At 31.9% G+C, this 19,112-nt stretch carries 19 protein-coding genes, 1 tRNA gene and 1 pseudogene; 13 read left to right on the plus strand and 8 right to left on the minus strand.

From position 1 onward, the window contains the following. On the plus strand, positions 1–876 hold an 876-nt coding region (locus H574_RS14185), incomplete at its 5' end, for a T9SS type B sorting domain-containing protein (RefSeq protein ID WP_036227598.1). Between the two features lie 109 nt (positions 877–985). Here the strand turns inward: H574_RS14185 and H574_RS14595 are convergent. The 3 genes and pseudogenes from H574_RS14595 to H574_RS0111395 form a co-directional block, all read right to left on the minus strand. Beyond that, positions 986–1,120, minus strand: a pseudogene (locus H574_RS14595) (dodecin family protein); the annotation flags it as partial. Between the two features lie 62 nt (positions 1,121–1,182). After that, on the minus strand, positions 1,183–2,703 hold the full coding sequence (locus H574_RS0111390) for an OmpP1/FadL family transporter (protein WP_027880704.1): 1,521 nt from the start codon (positions 2,701–2,703) through the stop codon (positions 1,183–1,185). 70 nt (positions 2,704–2,773) lie between these two features. Then, positions 2,774–3,742 carry a hypothetical protein gene (locus H574_RS0111395; protein WP_027880705.1) on the minus strand — a complete coding sequence of 323 codons (969 nt, stop codon included), beginning with the start codon at positions 3,740–3,742 and terminating at the stop codon, positions 2,774–2,776. A 100-nt stretch (positions 3,743–3,842) separates the two neighbouring features. Between H574_RS0111395 and proS the strand changes: the two genes are divergently transcribed. The 3 genes from proS to rpsT all read left to right on the plus strand — a co-directional run bounded on the left by proS (position 3,843) and on the right by rpsT (position 5,829). Beyond that, positions 3,843–5,321, plus strand: a complete 1,479-nt coding sequence (proS, locus tag H574_RS0111400; protein WP_027880706.1) for a proline--tRNA ligase — start codon at positions 3,843–3,845, stop codon at positions 5,319–5,321. A 159-nt stretch (positions 5,322–5,480) separates the two neighbouring features. Further along, positions 5,481–5,552: transfer RNA gene (locus H574_RS0111405), tRNA-Glu, on the plus strand. Positions 5,553–5,577: 25 nt separating this feature from the next. After that, the gene (gene rpsT, locus H574_RS0111410) at positions 5,578–5,829 is read left to right on the plus strand and encodes a 30S ribosomal protein S20 (protein ID WP_027880707.1); all 252 of its coding nucleotides are present in this window, start codon (positions 5,578–5,580) and stop codon (positions 5,827–5,829) included. A gap of 159 nt (positions 5,830–5,988) precedes the next feature. Here rpsT and rho read toward each other — a convergent pair whose 3' ends face one another. Continuing rightward, complete coding sequence (rho, locus tag H574_RS0111415) at positions 5,989–7,638, minus strand: transcription termination factor Rho (protein ID WP_027880708.1); 1,650 nt, start codon at positions 7,636–7,638, stop codon at positions 5,989–5,991. A gap of 201 nt (positions 7,639–7,839) precedes the next feature. On the opposite strand from rho, the gene H574_RS0111420 reads away from it, so the two are divergent. Continuing rightward, entirely contained in the window at positions 7,840–8,253 is a 414-nt protein-coding gene (locus H574_RS0111420; RefSeq protein ID WP_027880709.1) for a DUF4293 domain-containing protein, read from the plus strand. Positions 8,254–8,313: 60 nt separating this feature from the next. On the opposite strand, the gene H574_RS0111425 is transcribed toward H574_RS0111420, so the two are convergent. Then, a complete protein-coding gene (locus H574_RS0111425) occupies positions 8,314–8,808 on the minus strand; it encodes a metallophosphoesterase family protein (protein ID WP_027880710.1) in 495 nt (164 codons plus the stop codon). Between the two features lie 97 nt (positions 8,809–8,905). Between H574_RS0111425 and truA the strand changes: the two genes are divergently transcribed. Further along, positions 8,906–9,655, plus strand: a complete 750-nt coding sequence (truA, locus tag H574_RS0111430) for a tRNA pseudouridine(38-40) synthase TruA (RefSeq protein ID WP_027880711.1) — start codon at positions 8,906–8,908, stop codon at positions 9,653–9,655. After that, the gene (locus H574_RS0111435; RefSeq protein WP_027880712.1) at positions 9,648–11,414 is read left to right on the plus strand and encodes an ABC transporter ATP-binding protein; all 1,767 of its coding nucleotides are present in this window, start codon (positions 9,648–9,650) and stop codon (positions 11,412–11,414) included. The genes truA and H574_RS0111435 overlap by 8 nt, the downstream gene beginning before the upstream one ends. Here H574_RS0111435 and cdaA read toward each other — a convergent pair. From cdaA to folP, 3 genes are read right to left on the minus strand one after another with little or no spacing between them, the layout of a single operon-like run. Continuing rightward, complete coding sequence (gene cdaA, locus H574_RS0111440; protein ID WP_027880713.1) at positions 11,411–12,196, minus strand: diadenylate cyclase CdaA; 786 nt, start codon at positions 12,194–12,196, stop codon at positions 11,411–11,413. The two genes, H574_RS0111435 and cdaA, sit on opposite strands and share 4 nt — an antisense overlap. Before the next feature lie 36 nt (positions 12,197–12,232). Further along, entirely contained in the window at positions 12,233–12,889 is a 657-nt protein-coding gene (locus H574_RS14465; protein ID WP_051169883.1) for a hypothetical protein, read from the minus strand. Continuing rightward, complete coding sequence (folP, locus tag H574_RS0111450) at positions 12,882–13,706, minus strand: dihydropteroate synthase (protein WP_027880714.1); 825 nt, start codon at positions 13,704–13,706, stop codon at positions 12,882–12,884. Before folP ends, H574_RS14465 begins: the two co-directional genes overlap by 8 nt. Before the next feature lie 115 nt (positions 13,707–13,821). Between folP and H574_RS0111455 the strand changes: the two genes are divergently transcribed. The 6 genes from H574_RS0111455 (at position 13,822) to H574_RS0111480 (ending at position 19,098) form a co-directional block, all read left to right on the plus strand. Next, the gene (locus H574_RS0111455; RefSeq protein ID WP_027880715.1) at positions 13,822–14,361 is read left to right on the plus strand and encodes a DUF1599 domain-containing protein; all 540 of its coding nucleotides are present in this window, start codon (positions 13,822–13,824) and stop codon (positions 14,359–14,361) included. A gap of 76 nt (positions 14,362–14,437) precedes the next feature. Beyond that, positions 14,438–15,769 (plus strand): BT_3928 family protein, encoded by a 1,332-nt coding sequence (locus tag H574_RS0111460; protein ID WP_027880716.1) that lies wholly within the window; start codon positions 14,438–14,440, stop codon positions 15,767–15,769. Positions 15,770–15,791: 22 nt separating this feature from the next. After that, positions 15,792–16,868 (plus strand): ABC transporter permease, encoded by a 1,077-nt coding sequence (locus tag H574_RS0111465; RefSeq protein WP_027880717.1) that lies wholly within the window; start codon positions 15,792–15,794, stop codon positions 16,866–16,868. Between the two features lie 188 nt (positions 16,869–17,056). Next, positions 17,057–17,806, plus strand: coding sequence for a triose-phosphate isomerase (gene tpiA, locus H574_RS0111470; RefSeq protein ID WP_027880718.1), 750 nt, complete (start codon positions 17,057–17,059; stop codon positions 17,804–17,806). A gap of 143 nt (positions 17,807–17,949) precedes the next feature. Next, positions 17,950–18,786 (plus strand): 50S ribosomal protein L11 methyltransferase, encoded by an 837-nt coding sequence (gene prmA / locus H574_RS0111475; protein WP_027880719.1) that lies wholly within the window; start codon positions 17,950–17,952, stop codon positions 18,784–18,786. A 36-nt stretch (positions 18,787–18,822) separates the two neighbouring features. After that, positions 18,823–19,098 (plus strand): ATP-dependent Clp protease adaptor ClpS, encoded by a 276-nt coding sequence (locus H574_RS0111480; protein ID WP_027880720.1) that lies wholly within the window; start codon positions 18,823–18,825, stop codon positions 19,096–19,098. The last annotated feature ends 14 nt before the right edge of the window (positions 19,099–19,112 follow it).

The raw sequence follows: 19,112 nt of genomic DNA on the forward strand, positions 1-19,112 counted from the left end.
ATCTATGTACGCGTAGATAATGATACTATGGTAGATGATGGAACCGGAACAATGGTAGATAGTTCGGTATGTTACGAAATAGCAACAATTACATTAGAAGTAAATCCACTGCCAGTAGTAGATTTAGAAGATAACTACTTATTATGTGTAAATACAAACGGAACCGAAGTTATCAATCCATTAGAGATCGAGACAGGATTAAGTACATCAGACTACACGTTTGAGTGGACCTTAAACGGTACTGTAGTAGGAACAGGTAGTAGTATCATGCCAACACAAGGCGGAAGCTATACAGTAACTATAGAAGATAACCTAACAGGTTGTATAAGTACAGATACAACTCTAGTAGAAGAAAGCGCACCACCAAGTATAGAAGCAGATGTAATTACACCAGCATTTGCAGACGTGCATAGTATACAAGTTACTGCAACAGGGACAGGCATCTCAGAGTATGAGTTCCAGTTAGATGGCGGACCATGGTATAATAACGAGCCAAATGACAATACATACATCTTTAATGATGTAAGTGGTGGCGAGCATACAATAACAGTAAGAGATATTAATGGATGTGGCGAGTCAAGCACAACTGTGATGGTTATGGATTATCCACATTTCTTTACACCAAACGGAGATACATATAACGAAACATGGCAGATATACGGAATAAGTGATCAGCCAGACGCAGTAATATACATCTTTGATAGATATGGAAAGCTGTTAAAGCAATTAAATCCAACAGGACCAGGATGGGATGGGACCTATAACGGTAACCCATTACCAACAAGTGACTATTGGTTTACAGTAGAATATAGAGAGCCAGGAGACACAAGTGATACCAAGAAGCAATTTAGAGCACACTTTACTTTGAAGCGCTAGGAAACAACTTCTAATTCAAACAAACCAATACAAATAGAAACAAAAAAGCCTGAACACTATGTTCAGGCTTTTTTGAATAAGGTGTTTTATAAATAAAAAATAAAAGCGATTACTCAACTTCAAAAGTGATTTTAAGGTTAACTCTAAACTCAGTTACTTCACCACTTTTAACAATTGCACTTTGGTCTTGTACATACACAGAACGTATGTTTTTTACACTTTTTGATGCGTGTTTTACTGCTTTTAAGATGTAAAAAAAAGCTTGAGTAGATACTCAAGCTTTTATATTTATGTTTTATTAGAGAGTTAAAGCTTAAAACTTAAAGAAAGTGTTATATTAGAGTTTGTTCTATCAATATTTGCAACATTGGTAAAACCAACATCAAAAAATTGCTCCTGTCTTTCTTGAGAAGAATTACTATAAGCCAAATCTAATACAGTGTTTCCAAAGTCGTAGCCTAATCCAAAAGAATAACCAGTTAAATCGCCAATAATTTCGTCGTTTTTATAAGGACTTTCTTCAAAGCGGTAACCACCTCTTAAACTAAACTGCTTTATTTTGTATTCTCCACCAATTCTGTAGGTGTTTGCTCTAGTTAGTATATTAGACATAATATTGTTTTGTGCACTATAATAAGCATCAGAAGTTGGTTTAAACTTTGTGTTACTAAAGTCTTTAGTAGAATAATCTAAACTAATAAGACCTTTTTGTCCAAACACATATGCTATACTAGAAGAAAATCTAGAAGGTGTTTGTAATTTGTAGCTAGGAAATATGTTAACTATATTAGGATTTACTATTTGGTAGAAATCTCCATTTGTTTCATCAATTACGAAAGTCTCTAAATATTGTGTGGTCTCTTCTTCAATAGTCATCCATGTAGGAGAATCGTAAGTGAATCCTATTCGTAATTCTGGTGTTACTTTATATATAGTTCCTAATTGAAATGAAAAACCAGTACCGTTAGTGGCTAATGTGTTATCAAATAAAACTTCATCAACTAAAGTGTTTGTGTTATTATTTGTTTCATAATAACTAGTGTATCTTTCGTAGTTTAAAAAATGAGAATTTAAATTTAAACCAATATATAAATCATCTGTGTATTGTGCTGCAGCATTAAAAGTCACTTTTCCGTTATATCCTGTTGCAGAGTAATTATTAGCTTGATTGAAGTCTCCTGCAGCAATATTAGAAAAGTACACTGTATTATTATCATCAAAGGTTTCAGGTTCTAGTATGTAAGAGTCATAACCTAAAAAAGCTTGTTGATTTTGATAGCCATACAAACTACCAATTTCTGAATAAGCTTGAGAAGTAGATTCTCCTTCTAAAGCAGAAATTTCACCTAAGGGTAAACCTTGCGCATTAGCTAAAAAGTATTGGTCAACAGAGTTTTGACTTACTCCAGAAGCTCTCCAATTATCATCATAATGTTTTGAATTTTCAAAATTTATTCCAACTGAAAATTTCTTCCAAGGTGAATCTTGTCGATTATTTCTAAAGACAAATACGGCACCACCTTGAGTAAAATCAAAATTAGATTCAGATGATGTGTTGTTTACATTAAAATAATTTGTTTCATTATCAATGTTTTGATTTTCTAAAGTAAATGTGGCATGACTGCTTGTAAAAACAGCAGAACCTGCAGGATTTATACTTATAGCGCTTAAATCTCCTCCTAGTGCACCAAATGCACCGCTTAAAGCTCTAAATCTAGCAGTTCCTTTTAAATCATCATTAGAGTATCTTAAAGCATCTGTAACTGTTTGCCCAAAACTAAAGGACATAACAAAGCTACTTATGGCAAGCATAATAATTTTTTTCATTTCAATTTTTTTAAATAATTATAAATTTGAATAAATAAGGTTAAATAGTAATGACTTATTAATATTCTAATCATCCACCTCTACGACCAGAAGACCTTGAAGATGTTCCTCTAGAAGAGGATCCACCACTTCTTGTTCCTCCAAAAGATCTTGTTGGAGAACTTGTACTAGGTCTTGTTGTGCTAGTCCTTGGTCTAGTAGTATTTGTTCTAGGTCTAGTAGTGCTAGTTCTAGGTCTAGTAGTAGAATTAGTTCTTGGTCTTGTGGTATTTGTTCTAGGTCTAGTTGTAGAGTTAGTTCTCGGTCTTGTTACAGATCTTGGTCTTACATTTGTGTTACCTCTATTTATGTTACTTCTACCATTTAGAACTGACGAGTTTCTTAATATAGATCCTCTTCTTCCAGCATTATAAGAAATACCTCTTCTAGTGTATATACCATTGTAAGCGTATCCATTATAGTAATTTCCGTAACCATATCCATAAAAGAATGGACCATATCCGTAAAAGCCTCTATTCCAAAAAGGATCGTAGAAACCGGCATTCCATCCCCAAGAATTCCATCCCCATGGTCTGTTCCATCTCCATGAGTTCCATCCCCAAGGTGTCATACCCCAAGAATTCCATCCCCAATTGTTCCAGCCGTATCTAGCTATTTGGTTTGAATAGACATCATTATATACGTTTATTACAACTTGATCATTAGAATCTCCCCATCCAGCTTTTTGAACAACAGCAGTAGTATCAGAGTATGTGCCTTCATAGGTGTCAATATCTGTGAAAATTTCGTTGTTATTATTGTCATAAGCTTCAGCTTCTAAAGCTTTCTCTCTAAAATAGTTAGTGTAATAATCGTTATTATCATTATTATTTCCTTCCTCTATAACAACGGTTTGTTGTCCATAAGCGTCAGATGTTTCATAAATACCATCATTTGTTTGTCCAACATATTGATAAGATCCACACGAGGTTAGTGCAATTGCAGCTATTATAGCTGTAAATGCGTTTAATTTGTTAGATAAAAAAGTAAATAATTTCATAACGCTTTATTTTTAATTGTTGAACTATACAAAAATAGTTAGTTTTGCTAAACTATTCTATTATTTAACATAGACACAATATTTGTGCCAAAATACCGATATGAGTAAAAAATTGACAAGTAGAGCCGAAGATTATTCCAAATGGTATAATGAATTGGTTGTAGAAGCTAATTTAGCTGAAAATTCAGCAGTTAGAGGTTGTATGGTTATAAAACCTTACGGTTATGCAATTTGGGAAAAAATGCAAGCAGAGTTAGACAGAATGTTTAAAGAAACAGGTCATGAAAATGCATATTTTCCAATATTTGTACCAAAAAAACTTTTTGAAGCTGAAGAGAAAAATGCAGAAGGCTTTGCTAAAGAATGTGCAGTAGTAACTCATTATAGACTTCAAAACGATCCTGATAATCCTGGTAAATTAAGAGTAGATCCAGACGCAAAACTAGAAGAAGAACTTGTGGTAAGACCAACAAGTGAAGCTATAATATGGAATACATATAAAGGCTGGATACAGTCCTATAGAGATCTTCCTTTGCTAGTAAATCAATGGGCTAATGTTGTAAGGTGGGAAATGCGTACACGATTATTCTTACGAACAGCAGAATTTTTATGGCAAGAAGGTCATACTGCGCATGCAACAAAAAAAGAAGCAGTTGCAGAAGCCGAACAAATGAATAATGTTTACGCAGACTTTGCAGAAAACTTCATGGCTATACCTGTAGTGCAAGGATTAAAAACAGAAAGTGAAAGGTTTGCGGGTGCAGTAGAAACATACTGTATAGAAGCACTTATGCAAGATGGTAAAGCTTTACAAGCTGGTACATCGCACTTTTTAGGTCAAAACTTTGCTAAAGCTTTTGATGTAAAGTTTACTTCTAAAGAAGGAAAGCAAGATTACGTATGGGCAACTTCTTGGGGAGTTTCAACACGATTAATGGGAGCATTAATTATGACGCATAGTGATGATAAAGGTTTAGTTTTACCACCAAATTTAGCCCCAAATCAAGTTGTAATAGTTCCTATATATAAAAATGAAGAACAGCTAGAAGCTGTAACAAAGGTTGTAAATGGTATAATGAAAGACTTAAGAAGTAAAAACATTACAGTTAAGTTTGATAATCGAGATACATTAAGACCAGGAGCAAAATTTGCACAGCATGAACTTCAAGGAGTTCCTCTAAGAATTGCAATAGGAGCAAGAGACTTAGAAAACGGAACTGTAGAATTAGCAAGAAGAGATACTTTAACTAAAGAAATAGTAAACCTAAATGGCTTGACAGAAAAAGTAGAAGGTTTAATGACAGAAATACAAGAGTCTCTATTTAATAAGGCATTAGATTACAGAAATAATCATATAACTAAAGTAGATACTTTTGAAGAGTTTAAAACTATACTTAAAGAAAAAGGAGGTTTTATTTCTGCTCATTGGGATGGTACACCAGAAACAGAAGAAAAAATAAAAGAACTTACTAAAGCAACAATAAGATGTATTCCTTTAGATGGAAAGGAAGAAGAAGGTAAATGTGTGCTTACTGGTAAGCCTTCAAACCGTAGAGTATTGTTTGCAAAAGCATACTAATAAAATTTTTTTTTAATTTTTTTTAATTAGTTGTTGCAATAGTCAAAAATAGTTGTATTTTTGCATCCGCAATGGAAACATTGTTAGTTGTTTTGAAATAAAAAAAAGTTTTGCAAGTATTAAAAATTAATTTATATTTGCGCTCTCAAAATAACAAATGGCCCGTTCGTCTATCGGCTAGGACGCCAGGTTTTCATCCTGGTAAGAGGGGTTCGATTCCCCTACGGGCTACAATTTTTTAATAAAAAAAGAACTAATGGCAAATCATAAGTCAGCATTAAAAAGAATAAGAAGTAACGAAGCTAAGCGCTTAAGAAATAGATATCAGCATAAGACAACTCGTAATGCTGTGAAAAAATTACGTGACTTAGATAACAAGAAAGAAGCTGAAGAGTTATTACCTTCTGTTGTATCTATGTTAGATAAGTTAGCTAAGAAAAACATTATTCATGCTAACAAAGCAGCTAATATTAAATCTAAATTAGCTAAGCACGTAGCTGCATTATAAGAAATTATTATTAGTTATATAATATTATTTTAACGCTTCATTTTATGAAGCGTTTTTTTGTTTTTAATAATTTTCAGTTATAATATTAGCGCATTTTAAGATTATAAAAAAGCCTTGAATAATTTCAAGGCTTTTTTTATATATAACATTCTTTAAGTCTTAACCATTCATAGAGATTAAAAACTCTTCATTGTTTTTTGTTTGTTTAAATCTTTCATTGATAAATTCCATCGCTTCAACAGGATTCATGTCTGCTAGGTATTTTCTCATTACCCACATGCGTTGTACTGTGTTGTCGTCTAATAATAAGTCGTCACGACGTGTACTAGAAGAAGTTAAATCAATAGCAGGGAAAATACGTCTATTAGCAATTTTTCTATCTAATTGAAGTTCCATATTTCCTGTTCCTTTAAACTCTTCAAAGATAACTTCGTCCATTTTAGAACCAGTATCTGTTAAAGCTGTAGCTATTATAGTTAAAGATCCCCCATTTTCAATATTTCTAGCTGCACCAAAGAAACGCTTAGGTTTGTGTAAAGCATTTGCATCTACACCACCAGAAAGTATTTTTCCTGAAGCTGGTTGTACAGTATTATAAGCTCTAGCTAAACGGGTAATAGAATCTAAAAGAATAACAACATCGTGTCCACATTCTACTAATCTTTTTGCTTTTTCTAAAACTATATTAGCGATTCTTACGTGTTCATGAGCTTCTTTATCAAAAGTAGAAGCAATTACTTCTCCGCGTACATTACGTTGCATGTCTGTAACTTCTTCAGGACGCTCATCGATAAGTAAAATCATTTGATATACTTCTGGATGATTAGCAGCTATTGCATTTGCTACGTCCTTTAGTAACATGGTTTTACCTGTTTTTGGTTGTGATACAATCATACCACGTTGACCTTTCCCTATAGGAGAGAATAGATCCATAATTCTAGTAGAAATTGTACTTTGCTTTTCTGCGATATTAAATTTCTCTTTTGGAAAAAGTGGTGTTAAATGTTCAAAAGATACACGATCTCTAACCACATTAGGGCTTTGACCGTTTATTTTATTAATTTTTATAAGAGGAAAATACTTTTCACCTTCTTTTGGAGGACGAACATTACCTAAAACAGTGTCCCCTGTTTTTAATCCAAATAGTCTAATTTGAGATTGTGATACATAAATATCATCTGGAGAAGAAAGGTAATTGTAATCAGAGCTTCTTAAAAAACCATAACCGTCCTGCATGATGTCTAAAACACCTTCACTTTCAATAATAGCATCAAACTCAAAATCAGGTTCTCTATAACGGTTGCGGTTATCTTTGTTTCCGTTATTACCTTTTTGATTGCTGTTGTTATTCTTGTTGTTGTTATTTTTTTGACGATTGTTATTATTAGGTTTGTTAGCTTTATTGTCCTTTTGTTGCTTATCGTCTTTTTTGTTGTCGTTGTTATTTGACTGTTTATTTTTTTGATGATTTTGTTGGGTAGCTTTTTTAGGCTGTTCCTTCTTTTCTTTAGATTTATCAGACTCTAAATCTAATTTACTTTGGTTATCATCTTTTTTTTCTGTTGAAGTTTTCTTGTCTGCTGAAGTTTTGCTAACTCTTGTTCTTTTTTGTCTTTGAGGTTTTGGTTTATCCTCTGTATCTTCCTTTTTTACCTCTAAGACAGCTTTTGGATCTGCTGCTTGTTTGTCTAGTATTTGATATACTAAATCTAATTTTTTCATAGAGCGAAATTTAGGAACGCTCAATTTTTTAGCAATTTCCTGTAATTCAGGAAGCTTCATGGCTTTTAATTGTGAGATTTCAAACATTGATGTTGAATTAACTTATGTAATGTTATAATTTTTAATTGATTGTTTCTTAAAGAAAATAAGATATTTCTGAAGAATTAACGCTTTGCTATTGTGAGTGTTGCGTAACGTTAATGCAATTATACAACTTTTATTTTAATTTTTAGTTCTATAATTCTAAAAGAAACTATATTTTTGTAATCCTAAAATTTAAAAATTATTATGCTACAACGCATCCAAACTGTATATTTATTAATTGTTGCTATTATCTCTGGCGGATTAATATTTGCATTTAATCTGTGGACCACTGCAGAAGGAACTGTTGTGTATGCTAAAGACGAAGTGCTTGCTTTAGGACTTTTTGTAGGTTCAGCTATTTTAGCAATTATCTCGATTTTCAATTTTAAAAATAGAAAGTCTCAATTTATGTTGGGACGTCTAAATATGATATTAAACTTAATTTTACTAGGATTTTTCGTGTATCGAATACTTAACTCACCTGGAGAAGCTAATGGAGTTTCAGAGAAAGGTGTTGGGATTTTTCTTCCAGTCATTTCTATCGTATTTTTGGTTCTTGCCAATAGAGCCATTAAAAAGGATGAAGATCTTGTAAAATCAGTAGATAGATTACGATAAACCTATCATCTTAGTAGTATTAGTGCGAAAGAAAAACCGAAGTGAATAACTTCGGTTTTTTTATTTTCTATCATATTGAATAACTTCTAGATTGTCAATCTTACCATTATCTATTGTAAAACGCAACATGGTACGTACTTTATGAAAACCATGTATGCCAATTGCTCCTGGATTTATATGTAACAAACCCAATTTTTTATCAGACATAACTTTTAAAATATGAGAATGACCGCAAATAAATAATTGTGGTGGATTTGCTTTAATAGCGTCTCTAACTCTAATATTATATCTACCAGGATAACCACCAATATGCGTAATCCAAACATCAACACCTTCAATAGTAAAACGATTATGTTCTGGGAATTCTGCTCTTGCTTTATCACCATCTATATTTCCCCAAACTGCACGTAAAGGTTTTAGTTTTTGTATTTGATCTGTAACACTTAAGTCACCAATATCACCAGCATGCCAGACTTCATCAGCATTTTTTACGTGTTTTAATATAGTGTCGTCAATGTAACTATGTGTATCAGAAAGTAACAGTATTTTTTTCATGCCTTAATTAAACTATTCTTAAAACTTGTATCATCAAGTTTTTAACTTAATGCTTTATCTTATCTTTGCATTTCAATTTGTAAAAATAAGCGATTAATTGAGATATTTCATAGAATTATCATACAACGGAAAAGCCTATCATGGTTGGCAAAATCAACCTAATGCTATTTCTGTTCAAGAAGTTTTAGAAAATGCGTTAAGTACTTTATTGGGTGAATCTGTCGCTATTGTCGGAGCAGGACGTACCGATGCAGGTGTACATGCTAAACAAATTTTTGCGCATTTTGATACAGAACAAATTGTTGAAAAAGCGCAATTAGTTTATAAATTGAATTCGTTTTTACCAAAAGACATTGCTATACACAATGTTTTTAAAGTAAAGCCTGATGCGCATGCACGTTTTGATGCTTTAAGCAGAAGTTATTTATACAGAATTTCATTTAAAAAAAATGCGTTTAACATAGAACAAGCGTATTTTGTAAAGCAGCAGTTGGATGTTGAAAAGATGAAAGAAGCAGCAAAAATCTTATTGGATTATAAAGATTTTCAATGCTTTTCTAAAGTACATACAGATGTAAAAACGTATAATTGTGATATCAAAGAAGCTGAATTTAATATTGTTGAAGACGAGCTTCATTTCACCATAAAAGCAGATCGTTTTTTGCGTAATATGGTGCGTGCCATAGTTGGTACGTTAATAAATATTGGTGTTGGTAAAATTGAAGTTACCGATATGCATCAAATTATAAAATCAAAAAATAGAGGAGAAGCAGGTTATTCTGTGCCAGCTAAAGGGTTATATTTAACAGCTGTAGAGTATCCAGATTCCATTAAAATAGATGACTAAGAAAAAAGAAAACATATTTGACGTCAACTTATTTAAGCGTCTTTTTAAATATACAAAACCTTATCGTGTAGTTTTTTACGGGTTAATAGTTTCGGTTCTAATTTTAGGAGCATTAAGTATTGCTACACCTTTATTAGTAAGAGAAATTGTAGACCAGCATTTGGTTAAGCAGGATTATGATGGTTTTGTCAACTTGATCACTATTATGGCTTTGCTATTATTAGCAACAGTTGTTTTTCAATTGTTATTTATCTACTATTCTTCTTGGCTGGGTTTAAAAATGGTTAAAGATATTAGAGTTAAGTTATTTGATCACATGCTTAATTTTAGAATGAAATACTTTAACAATTCTTCAGTTGGAGTTTTAATAACAAGAGCAGTTACTGATATGGAACGTATTTCGTCTGTATTTGGTGATGGTTTATTTTCAATCATAAGAGATTTATTAATTATGATTGTTGTCTCAAGCGCTATGCTTTATGTAAACTGGAAATTAGCGTTAATCGTTTTTGTAATGCTTCCTATAATACTATATGCTACCAAAGTATTTCAACGTTATATGAAACAAGCTTTTGAAGAAATTAGAAATGAAGTTTCTAATCTAAATTCGTTTGTGCAAGAACGTGTTACAGGAATGAAAATTCTGCAATTATTTACTAGAGAAGTAACCGAGTATAAAAACTTTCAAGAGATAAATACAAGACATAAAAACGCTTGGTTAAAAACCGTTTGGTATAACTCTATCTTTTTTGCAATTTTAGAGGTTTTATCAGCATTAACTGTAGGTACAGTAGTATATTTTGGTGGATTAAGAGTGATTATTGACGGTTCTGTTTCAGCAGGAGATTTGTTTATGTTCATAACCATGATACCAATGTTATTTAGACCTTTACGTCAAATAGCAGATAAGTTTAGTACACTTCAAATGGGGCTTGTTGCTGCCAACAGAGTGTTTAAAATTTTAGATACCACTTCGCAAATTGATAATTCTGGAACTATTGTAGCTAAAGATTTAAAAGGAAGTATTAGCTTTAAAGATGTTTATTTTAGATATGTTGAAGACGAAGAAGTTTTAAAAGGAATTTCTTTCGAAGTTACCGCAGGTCAAACCGTTGCTATTGTTGGTGCTACTGGCGCAGGAAAAAGTACGGTGATTAATTTATTAAATCGTTTTTACGAAATTAATAACGGTGAAATTAAAATAGACAACACCAACATAAAAGACTTTACATTAAGTTCTTTAAGACAACAAACTGCAGTTGTGTTGCAAGATGTGTTTTTGTTTGCAGATACTATTTTAAGTAACATTACTTTAAATCATCCCGAAATCACAGAAGCACAAGTAATACAGGCAGCAAAAGATATTGGTATACACGATTTTATAATGAGCCTTCCTAACGGATATCATTATAACGTTAAAGAACGTGGTGTTATGTTATCTTCTGGGCAGCGTCAGTTAATATCATTTTTACGAGCGTACGTAACTAATCCAAGTATTTTAATTTTAGATGAAGCAACATCTTCTGTAGATTCTTATTCAGAACAATTAATTCAAAATGCAACTGATAAGATTACTAAAGGTCGTACATCTATTGTTATTGCTCATCGTTTGGCAACCATACAAAAAGCAGATAATATTATTGTAATGGATAATGGTCAAATTGTAGAGCAAGGAACACATCAAGAGTTACTTAAAAAGGAAAATGGTTACTACAGAAACCTTTATGAAGTTCAGTTTTTAAAATCTGAAGTGGCTTAAACCAAATCTTTTTTCAAAATTTCAGCTAATTCTGAAGTATCAGAAAATGGTACAAATTCACCATCTCTAAAACAAGATATTTGTCCTGTTTCTTCACTTACTGCAATAGCTACAGCGTCTGTACGCTCGGTAACGCCAACTGCAGCACGATGACGTAGTCCAAAACGTTGTGGTATATTTTTTTCGTTATTAACAGGTAAAATAACACGTGTTGCTTTTACAATATTATCTTGTATTATAATTGCACCATCATGTAAAGGACTATTCTTAAAAAAGATACTTTCTATAATGGGTTGTGTTACTTTTATATTCATCTCGTCACCAGTATTGGCTAAAAAGTCTAGGTTGTTATTGCGTTCTAAAACAATTAATGCTCCAGTTTTTGAAGCACTCATCTTATTACAAGCAGCAATAATAGCATCAATATTTGTTGTAGCGTTTTCTTCCATTTTTAAAAACTTAAGCTGACTAAAAAACTTACGTCTACTAGCAAAATTGGTAGAACCTATCATTAATAAAAACTTTCTGATTTCTTGCTGAAAAACCACAATTAACGCAAACATTCCTACGCTAATAAATCCGCCTAAAATATTACTAAGCATTTGCATTTGTAGTGCTTGCGTAACCTTCCAAATAATGTAAATAATAACAATACCAATAAAAATATTGATAGCCACAGTACCTTTTACTAATTTGTAAACATAGTAGAGTAGTAGTGCAACTAAAATAACGTCGATAACGTCTATTAAACTAAATTTTAAAATATCATCTAATATCTCCAAAGTGAAGTCAGTTTTTGTAAATTTAATGAAATTGAATTAAAAAATATACTCGTTGTTGTCAATAACTATAGTTTCAAAATTTAAGTTTTGAAGTCTGTTTTTTACTGTAATGTAATCTTGAAATTTTAATTGCTTATTTAAATGAAGTGTCAAAACAGTGTTTTCTTCATTTTTATTAAAATTTTTCTCAAGTTGAATAATTAAATTATCAATATCAACTTCTGAAAGCTTTAAATCTTGATGCTTAAGTGTAATGTTATTTAAACTATTAATTGCTAATATGCTATTGTTTTCAGAATTGATTTCTTCAACATAATTTACATCTGTAAAATCAATAAATCCTAAATTTTTAATGCTGATATCGTTACAAGTGTAATAGTTTTTTGCGGCTTCATTTTTATGCATTTTTGCATTTCGTTTTTTGTCTTGCAAAAATTTAATTTTTGGTATGGCTTGCTCTAAAGTCAAGCGTTTATCTACATTAAATAACCAGTTAGTAGAGATAATCAAATTTTTTCTATTAAGCTCTACACTATCTGGTTGTGTTTCGTTATAAAAAATATATGCAGGAGACACATCTAAAATTTCAGTTATTTTAGCGTGTTGTACTTCTGGTAATTGGATGACTTTTTCGTTTCCGCAAGACCATAAAAAGAGCGTAATTAATCCTGTGAATCCTATTTTTTTAAGCATGTAATTGGTTATAAAGTGTGATACATTCTTTAGCTTCTTTTACATCATGTACGCGTAAAATTTTTGCGCCTTTTTGTAAAGCAATCATGTGTAAAGCAGTAGTTCCGTTTAGTGCGTTTTGAGCTGTTGTGTCTAGTGTTTTGTAAATCATAGATTTACGAGAGACTCCAACTAAAAGTGGTAAACCGGCAATGTTTAAAAGCTCTAATTGGTTTAAAAGTTCAAAATTTTGCTGTGTCGTTTTTGCAAAACCAAAACCAGGATCTAAAATCAAATCGATAATACCTAACGCTCTCGCTTTACTAATACGTTCAGAAAAATAGAAATTAACGTCTTTTGTCAAGTTATCATAATCTGTCAGCGTTTGCATAGTTTGTGGTGTACCACGCATATGCATCATGATGTATGGTACGCTTAAGTTTGCAACTGTTTGCAGCATTTTTTCATCTAAAAATCCTGCCGAAATATCATTAATTAAACTCGCACCAGCTTTAATGGTTTGTTTTGCAACTTCACTTCTAAAGGTGTCTACAGAAATGATAATTTCAGGAAAATGTTTCACTAGTAACTCAACAATAGGTACAATGCGTTGCAGTTCTTCGTCTTCTGTAACAAAATCTGCATTTGGTCTAGAGCTGTAAGCGCCAATATCTATAAAAGTAGCCCCTTGGTTAAGCATGGTTTCAACTTGATTTAATATAGAATTTTCGTCTTTATAACGTCCACCATCATAAAAAGAATCTGGCGTTACGTTTAAAATCCCCATCACTTTTGGTGTACTTAAATCGATAAGTTTTCCTTTACAATTTATTGTCATTGGTATATAGTTGATAGGTGTTGGGATAACTTGTAAAAACTTTAATCCCTAAACCTTGAACTTTAAATAATTTTATGCGAAATTTACGGAAATTATCAAGATAAGAACACCATTTATGCAAGATACTTCTAAACAATACGATGCGGTAATAAAAACCTGTCGTGATCTTTTTATAAAAAAAATGTCTGATTACGGAAGCGCATGGCGTATTTTAAGATTACCATCTTTAACCGATCAAATTTTTATCAAAGCGCAACGTATAAGAAGTTTACAACAAAATGACGTTAGAAAAGTTGATGAAGGTGAGCAAAGCGAGTTTATAGGTATTATCAATTACTGTATTATGGCACTAATACAAATAGAAAAAGGTGTCGTAGAGCAACCAGATATGGATGTAAATGAAGCGACAGAATTATACGATAAGCATGTTGCAATCACTAAAAAATTAATGGAAGACAAAAACCATGATTATGGTGAAGCTTGGCGTGATATGCGTGTAAGTAGTCTTACTGATTTAATCTTGCAAAAATTACTACGCGTTAAACAAATTGAAGATAATTCAGGAAAAACAATTGTTAGCGAAGGTATTGATGCAAATTATCAGGATATGATAAATTATGCTGTGTTTTCTATGATACATTTAAATGAAAAATAATATCATTCCTGCTTAGGTAAGAATGCATAAATAATATTAATTAAAACAGATGCCTGTTTGCTCAGGAAAAAATAACATGAAAATTATAGTAGGATTTTTAAGAATTTTTGTCGGAATATTTTTTATCATTTCAGGATTTATAAAGCTAAATGACCCAATAGGATTTGCATTTAAACTAGAAGAATATTTTGGGCCAACCGTTTTAGATTTACCATTTTTTACGCCTTATGCTCTAGGAATTTCTATAGTAGTTGTAGTTTTTGAAGTGCTTTTAGGAGTGTTCTTAATTATTGGTTATAAAAAGAAATTTATATTATGGAGTTTATTATTAATGATAGTATTCTTCACATTTCTAACATTCTATTCAGCATACTTTGATAAAGTGAAAGATTGCGGATGTTTTGGTGACGCTATGAAGATGGATCCATGGGAAAGTTTTGGTAAAGACGTTGTATTGTTAGTTATGATCCTTATCATTTTTGCAGGTCAAAAATACATTAAGCCATTCTTTAGTAAATTTATTACAACCGTAATAGCATTATTAAGTTTTATTGCATGCTTAGGGTTTGCATATCATGTTTTAATGCACTTACCAACAATAGATTTTAGACCATTTAAAGTAGGTAATAATATTACTGAAAAAATGACCATTCCAGAAGATGCGCCACAACCAGTTATAGAATATACTTGGACGTTTAAAGAAAACGGAGAAGAAGTAGAGTATGTAACTAATGGAAGTTATCCAGAATCTTCAGGAATTTATGTTGGTGTAGAAACCAATGTAATAGAAGAAGGTTATGAAGCTCCAATTCATGATTTTTCAATAGAAAAAGATGGAGAAAATTATACCGACGATATTTTAAATCGTGCACACGTATTACTAATTATCAATTATAATTTGGCTAAAGCTGAAACTGAAGGTCTTAAAACAATAAAAGTATTAACCGATAAAGCTATAGAAAACGGCTACGATGTTATTGGTATTACAGCAACAGGACCAGAAGAAGCAAATACATTTAAAAAAGAATATAATTTAAATTTTGATTATTATTTCTGTGACGAAACTGCTTTAAAAACCATCGTACGTTCTAATCCAGGTATTTTAAAACTTGAAGAAGGAACTATTATCCAAAAGAAACATTGGAATGATGCTGATGAAATTAAATTACCAAAAGTAAAGCGACCAGAACCTACCAAAAATTTATCTCAGATAGAGCAAGGAGAAGTCTTATATTTAATTGAAGGGAAAGAAGCTACGCTAGAAGAAGTTAAAGCTTTAGATAAAGATAAATACAAGCTAGTTCCTGTTCAAAAAGAAGGTTCTTTCGAAAAATATTTAGATTCAGTAAACACTGTAAAAGGCAAAAAATATATTGGTGTCTCAAGTTTTGAACTAAAACAAGAATAACCTAATCATAAAAATATAACATCTGTTAAGCTACTTACTAAATAAAATCTTTTACGCATTACTCACATTATTTGGAGTAGTCACTGTTATTTTCTTTTTATTTAGTGTGTTACCAGGTGATCCAGCACAAATGATGTTGGGTCAAAACGAAGATAGTGAGCAGTTAGCTATTGTTAAAAAAAAATATGGATTTGATAAATCAATTGGGACACAGTATTTATACTATTTAAACGATTTATCGCCCATTTCATTTCATTCAAAGACAGAAGGTGATTATACGTTTTTAAGTCAAAATAAATACGCTGCAACCCAACTGTTTTCAATAGGAAATACTACAACCGTATTAAAGTTTCCGTATTTAAGAGAAAGCTTTACAAAACAAGGTAAAAAAGTAAGTCAAGTACTTTTAGAAACATTACCAAATACTTTTGTTTTAGCTATATCAGCGATAACAATAGCTTTGTTTTTGGGTGTATTTTTAGGTGTTATTTCAGCATTAAAAAAAGATACATTTTTAGATAAATTTATACAAGTTATCAGTACTTTAGGGATGAGTGTCCCTTCCTTTTTTAGTGCCATATTATTTGCGTGGTTTTTTGGTTTTGTATTACACAAATACACTAATTTAGAAATGACAGGAAGTTTATACCAACTTGACGATTTTGGTGAAAAAATGCACATCAAATGGAAAAATTTAATTCTTCCTGCGCTAGTTTTAGGGATTAGACCATTAGCTGTAGTTATTCAATTAATGCGAAACTCACTATTAGAAGTATTTAACCAAGATTACATTCGTACAGCCAAAGCAAAAGGACTTTCAGAATTTCAAATTATAAAAAATCATGCTATAAAAAACGCATTAAATCCTGTAGTTACAGCAATATCAGGTTGGTTTGCAAGTATGTTAGCAGGAGCAGTTTTTGTAGAATATATTTTTGGGTGGAATGGCTTAGGTAAAGAAATTGTAAACGCTTTAAATACATTAGATTTACCAGTAATTATGGGTTCGGTGCTAATTATAGCGCTACTCTTCATAATAATTAATATTTTTGTAGATATAATCTACGGTTGGTTAGACCCAAAGGTAAAATTAGAGTAAAAATTCCTGCGTGGTCACTGAGTGTCATGCTGAGCTTGTCGAAGTGCGAAGTCGAAGTGTAAGCAGGAATCTCATAATAGACAAATAAAAATAAATAGTGCTTTAAACCGTAATAAGCAGTTGGCACTAAAAAAATATTAAGTTTAATTAAAAAGAAAGCAGAGATTCCTGCTTTCGCAGGAAAAACAATGAGAAAAAACATCGTCGCAGGAAACTGGAAAATGAATAATGATTTAGCCCAAACAGAAGGCTTATTAACAGATTTACAAAAGCAAACGCAAACAAGTGATGCAGAAGTAATGGTAGCGCCTTCATTTACAAATCTTTGGCATTCATTTCAGTCATTACGTACATCAGATATAGAAGTAATCGCTCAAAACATGCACTTTGCAGAAAACGGAGCATACACAGGAGAAGTAAGCGCATCAATGCTAAAAAGCGTTGGTATACAAACCGTAATCTTAGGACATAGCGAGCGTAGAGCATACTTTAACGAGACAGACGCAACTTTAGCAAAAAAAGTAGACGCAGCATTAGCAAATAATATGCGAGTAATATTTTGCTTCGGAGAAGAGTTAGAAGACCGTAAAGCAGGAAATGAAGAAGCAGTAGTTGGCAGTCAAATTAGCAATGCATTATTTCATTTAGACGCATCAGCATTTAAAAGTATCGTTTTAGCATACGAGCCAGTATGGGCAATAGGAACAGGCGAGACAGCTAGTCCAGAGCAAGCACAAGACATGCACGCATTTATCCGTAAAACATTAGCAGATAAATACGGTAATGATGTAGCAGATAATGTATCGATACTTTACGGAGGTAGCGTAAAACCAAACAACGCTAAAGAAATTTTCTCTAAGCCAGACGTAGATGGCGGCTTAATAGGTGGTGCATCGCTAAAAGCAGAAGACTTTTTTGCAATAGTAAACGCATTTTAAAATATTAATTTTGGCGTTACCCTTTGCCTGATATAAGTCAGGCAAAGCGTCGCGCTATTCGTTATATCTTTTTCTCGTACCTCAAAAAAGGATGTCACTACTATCGCTAACGCGGATAAAACCGCAAAAACATAGCAACAACAATGTCTAATATTATTTATAAAGGTTACTATTTTAAAGTAGAACCATTACAACCAGCAGTAGAAATTTTAATCGCCGAGTTAGGTTATGCAGGATTTGAAAGCTTTGTAGAAACCGAAGAAGGTGTAACAGCATACATTCAAAAAGAAGAATGGAACCAGAATATCTTAGAAGATATTCAAATATTAAATTCTGATGAATTTGATATTACTTACACACACGAAGATATAGAGCAAACCAACTGGAATGCAGAATGGGAAAAAAACTTTAACCCAATTATAGTAGATGATGTTTGTGCTGTTCGCGCACCATTTCATGAAAAATTTGATACAGAATACGATATCATTATCGAACCAAAAATGAGTTTTGGGACAGGTCATCATGAAACAACACACATGATAATCCAGCATATCTTACAAAACGATTTTAAAGATAAATCAGTCTTAGATATGGGTTGTGGTACAGCTGTTTTAGCTATCCTAGCCGAGATGAAAGGCGCACAGCCTATTGACGCCATAGATATTGATAATTGGTGTTATTTAAACAGTTTAGAAAATGTAGAACGCAATAATTGTAAACATATTTCGGTTTATGAAGGAGAAGCTTCGTTATTAAAAGACAAAAATTACGACATAATAATAGCAAATATTAATCGTAATATCTTATTGCAAGATATAGCAACATATGCAAAATGCTTAAACACTAACGGAAGTTTGTTTTTAAGTGGCTTCTACGAAGAAGATATTCCGTTAATAGAAAAAGAGTGTAATGCAAATAATTTACAACACTTAAAAACGTTAAAACGTAACAATTGGGTTGCTTTACATTTTAAAAATTAATACTTTAGAAGTGTAATACTCTCAAAATCATTGTATATGAGTACTAAAGAAAAAATTCAGGAACAATTAGAAGTAGATACGTTAGAGAAAAACAATAACGAAATTGTTTTGTATAACGATGACGTTAACACCTTTGATCATGTAATAAATACATTAATGTACGCATGTGATCACACACCAGAACAAGCAGAACAATGTTCTATTTTAGTGCATTACAAAGGAAAATGTACTGTAAAAACTGGTGACTATCACGATTTAAAACCACGTTGCTCCAAGCTTCTTGAAGCAGGATTAAGCGCAGAAATAGTATAAAAAAGAGCCTTTTT

The sequence above is a fragment of the Mesoflavibacter zeaxanthinifaciens DSM 18436 genome (genome assembly GCF_000422365.1).
GTDB classification, from domain to species: Bacteria; Bacteroidota; Bacteroidia; order Flavobacteriales; family Flavobacteriaceae; genus Mesoflavibacter; species Mesoflavibacter zeaxanthinifaciens.